8 protein-coding genes are annotated in these 9,446 nt (G+C 72.5%); 3 read left to right on the forward strand and 5 right to left on the reverse strand.

All coding sequences use genetic code 11. The annotated features are described in order from the left end of the window. Positions 1-248: 248 nt before the first annotated feature. From HW445_RS09625 to HW445_RS09645, 5 genes are all read right to left on the reverse strand, one after another. Positions 249-890 (reverse strand): TetR/AcrR family transcriptional regulator, encoded by a 642-nt coding sequence (locus HW445_RS09625; protein ID WP_180220612.1) that lies wholly within the window; start codon positions 888-890, stop codon positions 249-251. Between the two features lie 251 nt (positions 891-1,141). Then, the gene (locus tag HW445_RS09630) at positions 1,142-1,519 is read right to left on the reverse strand and encodes a nuclear transport factor 2 family protein (RefSeq protein WP_180220613.1); all 378 of its coding nucleotides are present in this window, start codon (positions 1,517-1,519) and stop codon (positions 1,142-1,144) included. Between the two features lie 703 nt (positions 1,520-2,222). After that, complete coding sequence (locus HW445_RS09635) at positions 2,223-3,479, reverse strand: glycosyltransferase (RefSeq protein ID WP_180220614.1); 1,257 nt, start codon at positions 3,477-3,479, stop codon at positions 2,223-2,225. A 61-nt stretch (positions 3,480-3,540) separates the two neighbouring features. After that, positions 3,541-4,566, reverse strand: a complete 1,026-nt coding sequence (locus tag HW445_RS09640; protein ID WP_180220615.1) for an NAD(P)-dependent oxidoreductase — start codon at positions 4,564-4,566, stop codon at positions 3,541-3,543. An 85-nt stretch (positions 4,567-4,651) separates the two neighbouring features. After that, the gene (locus HW445_RS09645) at positions 4,652-5,863 is read right to left on the reverse strand and encodes a nucleotide sugar dehydrogenase (RefSeq protein ID WP_218956781.1); all 1,212 of its coding nucleotides are present in this window, start codon (positions 5,861-5,863) and stop codon (positions 4,652-4,654) included. A gap of 151 nt (positions 5,864-6,014) precedes the next feature. Here HW445_RS09645 and HW445_RS09650 point away from each other — a divergent pair, with 151 nt between their 5' ends. The 3 genes from HW445_RS09650 to HW445_RS09660 form a co-directional block, all read left to right on the forward strand. Then, the gene (locus HW445_RS09650; protein ID WP_180220616.1) at positions 6,015-7,196 is read left to right on the forward strand and encodes an iron-containing alcohol dehydrogenase; all 1,182 of its coding nucleotides are present in this window, start codon (positions 6,015-6,017) and stop codon (positions 7,194-7,196) included. Further along, complete coding sequence (locus tag HW445_RS09655; protein WP_180220617.1) at positions 7,193-8,320, forward strand: glycosyltransferase family 4 protein; 1,128 nt, start codon at positions 7,193-7,195, stop codon at positions 8,318-8,320. Before HW445_RS09650 ends, HW445_RS09655 begins: the two co-directional genes overlap by 4 nt. After that, positions 8,320-9,446 (forward strand): MFS transporter (locus tag HW445_RS09660; RefSeq protein WP_180220618.1); only part of this gene is annotated, 1,127 nt, incomplete at its 3' end. The genes HW445_RS09655 and HW445_RS09660, both read left to right, overlap by 1 nt.

Genomic DNA, 9,446 nt, shown 5'->3' on the forward strand with positions numbered 1-9,446 from the left:
TCCGGCCACGCCGTCCTGATCGTCCGGCCCGACGGCTACGCCTCCTGGGCCTCGGACCGCGCGGCCTGCGCCCGGGGCACCCTGCTCACCGCGGTCGGCAGGCTGGCGCGCACCCTCGCCGTCACCTTCACCCTCACGGGTAAGTCAATGGGGCCCGGCGGGCCGCCTCTCCGCTCAAAGAGGCGTCCCACCGGGCCCCGGTCGCGTGCCACGCCGTCCCCACGTGCGGCACGCTCAGGCCGTCCGCCTCATCCCGCGGGCGGCCGGCCTGGGTCTTGGTCCAGTCCGAGCGAGGGCAGTACGGCGGATTCCACGAACCGCACCATGTGACCGGCGTCGGCATACCGGGCGGAGAGCACCGGCCTGATGCGCATCACGCCGAACAGCATGTCCGGCACGAACGGCAGCGCCGGATGGTCCTCGGGAACCTCGCCCCGGTCGACCCCCCTGCGCAGGATCGCCCGCAGCGCGACCACCTCGGGGTCGACCAGGGCCTCCCGCAGTGCGTCGCGGAGGTCGCTGTCCGCCGTGATGGCGTGCCCCAGGGCCTGGGACAGCCTGGTGTCCCTCTGCGACACCTCGCCCAGACTGGCGGCCACCTGCCGGAGGTCCCCGGCGAGCGACCCGGTGTCGATCGCGGCGAACCCTCCTCGACGGCTGGCGCGCAGCGCGGCGGCCACGAACTGGGTCTTCGTCTTCCACTGCCGGTAGAGCGTCGACTTGCTGCACCGGGTGGCGGCCGCCACACCGTCCATGGTGACGGCCTCGTAGCCGTGCTCCCGGATCAGCTCCAGCACGGCGTCGAAGAACTCCCGCTCACGTTCCGGTGTGATCTTGGAACGCCGCGACGAGACTTCCGACCGGACTCCGTCCTCGGCACGCAACGCCATGCCCACTTCCTTCCTCCGCCGCACTCCGCGGCTTCGGGGCTCGCCCACCCCTACCGATACTCGCACGTATCGATACTTGCCAGTACCGAAACTCTACCGTATCGACACGGAAACGTGTCGATGAAGCTCCGCGGCCGCCCCCGGGCGCGGGTGGAGTGGGGTGGGCGCGGAGGCGCGGGCACGCGGGAGGAACCGGCCGACGCGCCGCCGGGGCGTCACGTCGTCCGGGGTCCGGGACGGCCGTGCGAGTCTCAGCGGGCTCCGGCCGGGTTGGCGTCCTCACCGAGGTAGGTGCCGTATCCCTCGACGACCAGCGGGCCGTCGAAGATCAGCACCTCGTTGACCAGACCGCCCTTCTGGTTGCGGTAGTTGATGACCAGACAGTCCACGCCCAGGTAGCTGCCGACCACTTCGAACCGCAGGTCGGGGATGCGCCGCAGTCCCTCGGCCCAGTAGCCGCGCAGCGCCTCCTTGCCGCGGATGACCCCGTCGCCGCCGAGGAGTTGCGCGGCCACCGGAGACCGGAACGTCACGTGGTCGCTGAAGTGCGCCAGGAGGGCGTCCAGATCGTGGGCGTTCCACGCCGTCAACCAGGAGTCGACCCATGTCCGCGCGGTGCCGTGATCCATGGGCGCATTGTGCCATCGCCGTGGGACGGCCACCCCGCGGTCGGAGAACACCGCGAGACAGCGGGTGAGCCCGAGATTACGCGGCCGAAACGGGGAGGCCCGGAGGCCCGGAGGCCCGGAGACCGAGGCTCCCGGAGGCCGGGAAGCGGAATCGGGGCCCGGAAGCGGGAAGCCCGGCCCGCGGCCCGGCAGCCCGGCGTCCGGAAGGCCCGGAAACCGGGAAGTGCGAGAGCCGGAAGGAGAGAGGCCCGGAGGCCCGGAGGCCCGGAAATCGAGAGACCGAGAGGCCTCTAGTCCGGCGGCCACAAGGCCGCAAGACCAAAAGGCCACGAGGCCGCAAAACCCCGAGGCGGGGAGACCGCGAGGCCGGAGGCCCCGGGACCACGAGGCCGGAGGCCGCGACACCCCAGGCCGCAAGGCCGGAGGCCGCAAGACCCCAGGCCGGAGGCCCAAGGCCCCAAGACCGCGAGGCCGGAGGCTGCAAGGCCCCAGGACCGCAAGGCCGCAAACCCGAAGGCCGCAAGACCCCAGGACCGCGAGGCCGGAGGCCCTCAGACCGCGAGGCCGGAGGCCAGGGGCCGAGGCCGCAGGACCCAAAGTCCCGAGGCCGGCGGCGCGGCCTGGACGCTGGGACCTGTGGCCCGGACCCCGGAGGAAGGATCCGGGGCCCCGGGGCAGGGGTCCGGTGGCCCCGGGGCAGGGGTCAGGGGCAGGTGCTGCGCACCGTCCTGCCCACCCGGTGCGCCTCGTCGAGGATCAGCTTGCCGTACGTGTCCCAGACACCCCGCAGGCGGCTGGTGACCACCACCACGTCGGCCGACCGCTCCGGCAGACAGGTCCGCACCCCGAGCCCGTGCCGGACGCGGTGCGGTGAGTCCCCGGCGGCCGCACCGGCCACCACGCGTGCGTCGAAGTCGAGGAGGACGGCGTCGTCCGGCAGGGACGGCGGCAGTGACCCCCCGCAGCCGAAGACGACGACACGTGATCCGGCCGGCACGTCCTGGAGCAGGGTCTCGATCTCCTCGCGGACGCCCAGGTCAGCCGCCTCCCGCGTCCAGTCGAGCAGGGACGCGTACCGGCCGTGCAGGGTCGCGGAGTTGTCCTGCACCAGCCAGTCCCCGGTGGCGAACCAGGCCCAGTTCAGCTCCACCGCCGGTTCGGGGAACTTCCTCAGCAGGTGCAGGGCGTTGTGGACGACGCTCTCCGCGTTGCCCGCCGGATCGCGTTCGTGGGGTGTCTCGATGGCCCACGCCTCGCGGCCCACCCGGAACCCGGCTCCGGCCTTGTGCAGCCGCAGGCCGAGGTCCAGGTCCTCCACGCCCCAGCCCTCGAAGGTCTCGTCGAACCCGCCGACCCGCCAGAAGTCCTCGGTGGTGACGGACAGGTTCACCGTCCAGGACATGATCCAGGGCATCGGGAGCGCGTCCGCGTCGAAGTCCACCGACGCGAACTCCGGGTGCCGGCAGTCCTGGAAGGAGGGGTCCTCGCCGTAGCGCCGGTGCACGTCCTCCGGGGAGAGCTCCGCCACGGCCTCCGCGAGACCCGGGGTCGGGTCGAACGGCCGGTAGCCGTACGTGTAGCCGATCACGACCTTCGGCCCGGCCTCGCCGTCCCGTGCGGCGTGGTGCGCGAGGTGCCCCTGGAGGAAGCCGGGGCCGGCGAGCGTCCCGGTGTCCAGGAAGACCAGGACCGGCGCCTCGGCCAGGCGCGCCCCGGCGTTGCGCGCCGCGGCGGCGCGCGCGCCCCGGTCCTCCTGGAAGAAGTACCGCAACGCCAGCCGCGACGCGAAGGACCGCACCAGCTCGGCGGTCGCGTCGCTCGAACCGTCGTCGGCGACGATCACCTCGAACTCGTCGGCCGGCAGGCTCTGCCCGGCGAGCGACTCCAGGGTCGCCCGGAGTTCCTCGGCGCGGTTGTACGTGGGTATGACCACCGACGCCCGAGGGCTCGTCGATCTCATGTCTCTCCATCTTCCGGTAGGGGTTCACGCCGGCGGGTCACCGCGGCGGACGACGGGTCCGTCACAGGCGCCCGTCGGCGACGGCCTTGGTCACCCAGGGGATCACCTCGTCGAGCATGTCCTCCAGGCTCGTCGTCGCCTCGAAGCCGAGGACCTCACGGGCCTTCGTGACGTCGGGGACGCGCCTTTGCACGTCGTGCGGGAAGGACTGCTCGCTGACGTGCCGGAAGGGCACGCCGGGCCCCTTGATCCTGTCCCAGACCAGCCGGGCCAGCTCCATGACCGTCGTCGACCGCTCGGTGGACAGGTTGAAGTCCTCGTTGAGCGCGCCGGGGTGCTCGAGCGTGTCGACGATGCCGCGGGCGAGGTCGCCCCCGTACGTGTAGTGGCGGACCTGGTTGCCGTCGCCGTGGATGTGCAGGGGGTCCTGCCCCTTCACGATCTTCTGCACCAGGTCGGGCACCACGTGGGACATGGCCAGGGTGACGTTGCCCGACAGGATCTCGGCCTGTCCGGCCGCCCGGCCCTCCCCCACGCCGACGCAGTTGAACGGCCGGACGATCGTGTACGGCAGCCCGTACTGGTCCCGGGCGGCCCGCGCGTAGTACTCGACGGCCAGCTTCTGGAAGCCGTAGCTCGACGCCGGGGGCGGTACGCGCCGCTCGTCGCCCTCCGTCGAGGGCCACCGGTCCGTCGACTCGTACACCATCGAGGACGACACGTACGTCATCTTGCGGAGGGTGCCGGCCCGGTGCGCCTCGATGGCCGCGTCGCAGGAGGCCGCCATGATCCGCTCGTTGGTGGCCAGCAGGTCGTAGGCGTAGGTGTGGAAGTAGGAGATCCCGCCGATCATCGCGGCGCCCGCGATGAAGTGGTCGCAGTCGGCGAGGAGCTCCCGCACCAGCCCCACGTCCCGCGCGTCGCCCTCGACCAGGCGGTACCGGGGGTGGGTGTCGTGGGCGTGGCTCACCGGCCCGTACTTGGAGTAGTCGTCCAGGCCGACCACCTCGTGGCCGCGTCCGAGCAGTTCCTGCACGACGTAGCCGCCGATGAATCCTGCCGACCCGGTGACGAGTACCTTCACCATTTCGCGTCCGCCCCTTGTGGGTGTCGAGCGCCGGTCACCGGCGCGTCCGATGCCGGGGCCGCGGTCGTCGCGGCCCTCGGAGCCGTCATACGAGCGTCCCGCGGCCGTTGATGCCCCAGATGTCGACGACGGGTGTCGCGGTCGGCAGGTCGCGGTACTCCGGATGCGGCGCGCCGATCACCAGCAGGTCGGCGCGCTCGAGCACTTCGTCCAGTGGCAGGAACCGGTCGTCGACGACGTAGGGGTCGCTGCACAAGGTCTCGCGCGCCTTGAGCGCGAGGATCTTGCGGAGTTTGAACGACAGGCTCGCCCGCGTGTCGTCGCTGCCGGCCTTGAACGCCATGCCGAGGATGCCGACGGTGAGCCCGGAGAGGTCGTAGCGGGCCTCGAGGCGGGCCGCCAGGTAGAGCGGCAGTCCTTCGTTGACCAGCATCGCCGAATGGCCGAGCGCGAAGTTGTTCCGGCTGAACGCCGCGAGCTGCATCGTGTCCTTGAAGAGGCACGGTCCCGCCGCGAAGCCCGGGCCCGGCAGGTCGGCCGCGCGCGGATAGTCGTGGGTGATCGCCCCGCGGATGCGGTCGAAGTCGAGGCCGGCGTCGTTCGCCATCATCCAGAACTGGTTGGCCGCGGCGAACTTGATGTAGCGCCAGGTGTTGGTGAACAGCTTCGCCAGTTCCGCCTCCTCCGGGGCCAGCCGCACGGTCTGGTCGGTGAGGTGGCGGAAGAACGCCTCCGACCGCCGGTAGGCGCGTTCGGTGCGGGCCGCGACGATCTGCGGTAAGGAGAACAGCTCGGTCATGGCCCGGCCCTCGGCGATGCGCTCCGGGCAGAAGGCCACGTCGATGTCGAGGCCGTGTCCGGCGAGGGTCTTCTCGGTGAGCGCGGTCACGCCCGGGTGGACGGTGCTGCGCAGGACCAGCAGTTGTCCGTCGCGGAGGTGGTCGGCGCACGCCTCGACGGCCCGCGGGACCGCGCCGACGTCCGGGTTGAGGTGCTCGTCCACCGGGGTGCCGACGATCACGACGACCGTCTCGGCCCCGGCGATGCGGGACGGGTCGGTCACGGCCACCAGGCGTCCGTCACGGACCGCGGCGGCGAGCGGCTCGGCCGCGCCCGGCTCGTCGAAGGGCAGCACACCGCTGTTGACCGTGGCGACGGCGGCCTCGTTGATGTCGAACAGGACGACCGGTAACCCCCGTGCGGCGAGGGCGATCCCCAGCGGCAGTCCGACCCTTCCGCAGCCACCGATGATCACGGTGGGGAGGAGGTCCCCGTCCGCCCGGCCCAACGCGCTCAACCGCCCACCCCGATTGCCTCGTACCACACACGTCAGCCGTGGAAGATCAGGAAAGTTTTCGTACGCTAGCACGAATCATCGGTACGCTGGGAGCGCTCCCGTCACGTGTGTCCGGTTCCTTCCCACCCCCCGCATGCGAGAGGTGTGTTCATTGCTCAGGCAAGAGGTGTCGCTCGACGGCAAGGACGTCCCGTACCTGTACGGCGTCGACGTCACGGAGGAACTGGTCGGCGCGCTGGCCGACCTGGCCGCGACCGCGGATCTCGTGCTGCTGGTGACGGACCGTGAGGTCGCCGTCCACGCGGAGCCCGTCGCCCGCGGTCTGGCGGAGGCCGTGCGGGTGGCCCTGTTCACCGTGGACGCCGCTGAACAGCGCAAGACGCTGTCGCTGGTCGAGGACATCGTCGAGTTCGCGGTCGGTCAGGGCGCCAGCCGCAGCACGGTGGTCGTCGCCATGGGCGGAGGCATGGTCGGCAACGTCGCCGGGCTCGCGGCGGGGCTGCTCTTCAGGGGCGTCCGGCTGGTGCACCTGCCGACCACGCCGATCGCCGCGTTCGACTCGGTGCTGTCGGTCAAGCAGGCGGTCAACCTGAGCGGCGGCAAGAACCTCTGCGGCACCTACCACGTGCCCTCGCTCATCGCCTGCGACCTGCGCTGGCTCACCTCGGTGCCCCGCGGCCTCATGCTCACCGGCCTGGCCGAGATGGCGAAGAACGTGCTGGCGGTGGTGCCGGACCGCCGGCCCGCGCTGGAGCGGGCCCTCGGCCGGCTGGCCGACGAACCGGCCGCCGCGTTGCTCGAACTGCTCGCCATCGGCTGCGACGCCAAGGCGCCCTACCTGCGCACCGATCCACGGGAGCGCCGCGAGGCATTGGTGTTCGAGTACGGGCACACGATGGGGCACGCGCTGGAGTTCGTCTCCCAGGGCGGGATCGGCCACGGCGAGGCGATCGCCTGGGGCATGCTGGTCGCCGCCGAGGTCAGTCATGGCCTCGGCCACCTCGGCCACGACGACCTCGCCCTGCATCGTCAGGTGGTGGGGCGGCTGCGGCTGCCCCCGGCCGCGGCCGGGCCCGGCGGGCTCGACCGGGAGCGGATACGCGCGGTGCTGGCCCGGGACAACAAGCGCGGCTACCTGCCCTGCGCTCCCGACGAGGTTCCCATGGTGCTGCTGGAGTCGGCGGGGCGCGTCGTCACCGGTGACCGCGGATTACCCCTGGTCCCCGTTCCCGTGGACCTCGCGATGTCCGCGCTCGAGGCGGTCGTCGGGGCGGCCCCCGGGGCCACGCTCGTGGAGGCCGGGCCCGCCCGGGAGAGGCTGGGTGCCGTATGACCGGGATGGCGTTCTTCGACGACTTCACCGACACCGTCCTGGGCCACCACCCGGACTACGTCGTCGGCCTGGCCAACGCCGCGGCGACGGTCGCCGCGCCGGGGCCGGTGCGGATGTACTGCCCGCCCGCGTACCTGGCCCACCACCGGCTCGACCGGGCGGTCACCCACCGGGCCACGACCGGCGCCTCGCCCGGATCCGGCGCGGTGAAGCTGCCCTACTCCCAGGCCGTCGACCCGGGCAAGCTCGCCGAAGCCTGCCGGGACGCGTACGACCACGGGGCCAGGGTGTTCCTCAACTGCTATTTCGACGAGAACTACCCGGCCTGGCCCGCCCCCGTGACCGGGCTGAGGTTCGTGCACTCCCTGCACCGGCCCGGCTATTTCGCCGCCGACGCCGCACGGCGCCTGGGTGAGGGCGGGCGGCTGGCGGATCTGGTGCGCGGGCAGGCGGCTGACGCCCTGTTCGTGGTGAACACGGCCGTCGGCGAGCGGCAGGCGCGGCAGTTCGTCGACGCGCGCAACCTGCTGCGGGCCGGCTGGCCCACCGCCACCCGCGCCGAGGTCGCCGCCGCCTTCGCCCGCGGCGCGGCGCCGGCCGACGAGGAGCCCTACGTCCTGTCCATCGGCAGCGCGCGGTCCGACAAGGGCGTCCGCGTGCTGCTGTCGGCGCTGGCCGGCGGTCCGCTGCTCCGTGTCCTCGGCCAGCAGTACGACGGCGTGGAGAAGCAGCTGACCTCCGAGTACCCGCACACCCGTGTCGACTGGGAGAGCGGCTGGATCTCCAGGGAACGGCTGGGAGAGGTGATCGGCCGGGCCGCCGTGATCGTCTTCCCGTACCAGCAGGAGTTCGCCGGCTACGGCGGGGCGTCCGGAGCGCTCGCGCAGGCGATCAGCGCCGGCAAGCCGGTGATCGTCTCCGAGGTGCTGGCCGAGCAGGTCCCCGACTCGCCGGCCTGCCGGGTCGTTCCCGCGGCCGACGGGCGCGCGCTGCGACGCGCGGTCGACGACGCGCTGCGTCACCTGCCCGAACTGCGGGAGGCCGCTGCCGGTCTGCGTACGTACGTGGAGGAGAACCACACGTACGAGGGGCACGTCGAACGCGTCCTGGACCGGTGCGGCTGATGCCGGGCACCGCTTCGTCGACGCGCCCGCACGCGCGGGTGGCCGCTCTCGTCGCGCTGGTCGTCGCCACCTTCTGCTTCGTGGCGACCGAGAACCTGCCGGGGGGCCTGCTGTCGTTGATGGCCGGGGACCTGGACACCTCGCTGTCGGCGGTGGGGCTGCTCGTCACCGGGTACGGCCTGACCGTCGCCGTGGTGTCGGTGCCCCTGGTCAGGGCGACCCGCGACGTCCCGCGCCGCCGTCTGCTCTCCTGGGTGCTGGCCGTGTTCGTGGCCGCGAACTGCGTCACCGCCTTCGCTCCCGGCTACCAGCCCCTGCTGGCCGGCCGGGTGGTCACCGCCTTGGCCCACGCGGTCTTCTGGTCGGTGGTGGTCGTCACGGCGGTGGGGCTGTTCCCGCCGCGGCTGCGGGGCCGGATCGTCACGGTGGTGTTCACCGGGAGTTCGGTCGCGACCGTGATGGGGGTGCCGGCCGGCACCTGGCTCGGCCAGCAGTGGGGGTGGCGGGCGCCGTTCCTGGTGCTCACCGGCCTGGGCCTGGCCGCGCTGGTCACCATGGTCGTCTTCATGCCGAACGCCCGCGCCGACGAGGAACACGCCTCCGCCACGGCGCCGGACGGACGGCGGTTCGCCGTGCTGCTGGCCGCCACCGCCCTGTCGGTCACCGGCCTGTCCGCCGCCACGACGTACACCGTGCCCTTCCTCGGCGAGGTCGGCGGTTTCCCGGACTCGGCGATGGGCCCGCTGCTGTTCGTTCGGGGCGCGGCGGGCGTGGTGGTCATGGCCGTCGGCGGGACGGTGCTGGACCGCTGGCCACGGGGCGCGGTGATCGTTTCCACCGGGCTGCTCGCGTGCGCGCTGTTCGGGCTCCACGGTCTCGGCACCGTCCGGCTCGTCACCGTCGGCCTGCTCGCCCTGTTCGGTGCCGCCATGTTCCTGATGATCAGCGCGACGGCGAACCGGATCCTGTACGTGGCGCCCGGCCGCACGGAGGACGCCACCGCCGCCCACAGCGCGGTCTTCAACGCCAGCGTCGCGGCGGGCGCGCTGGTCGGGGCGCTCCTGCTGCCTTCCTGGGGTGTGCGCAGCACCGCCCTGGTCGCCGCCGTCCTGGTGGCCGCCGCGGC

Source organism: Streptomyces sp. UH6, assembly GCF_013421635.1.
GTDB lineage: Bacteria > Actinomycetota > Actinomycetes > Streptomycetales > Streptomycetaceae > Streptomyces > Streptomyces abyssomicinicus.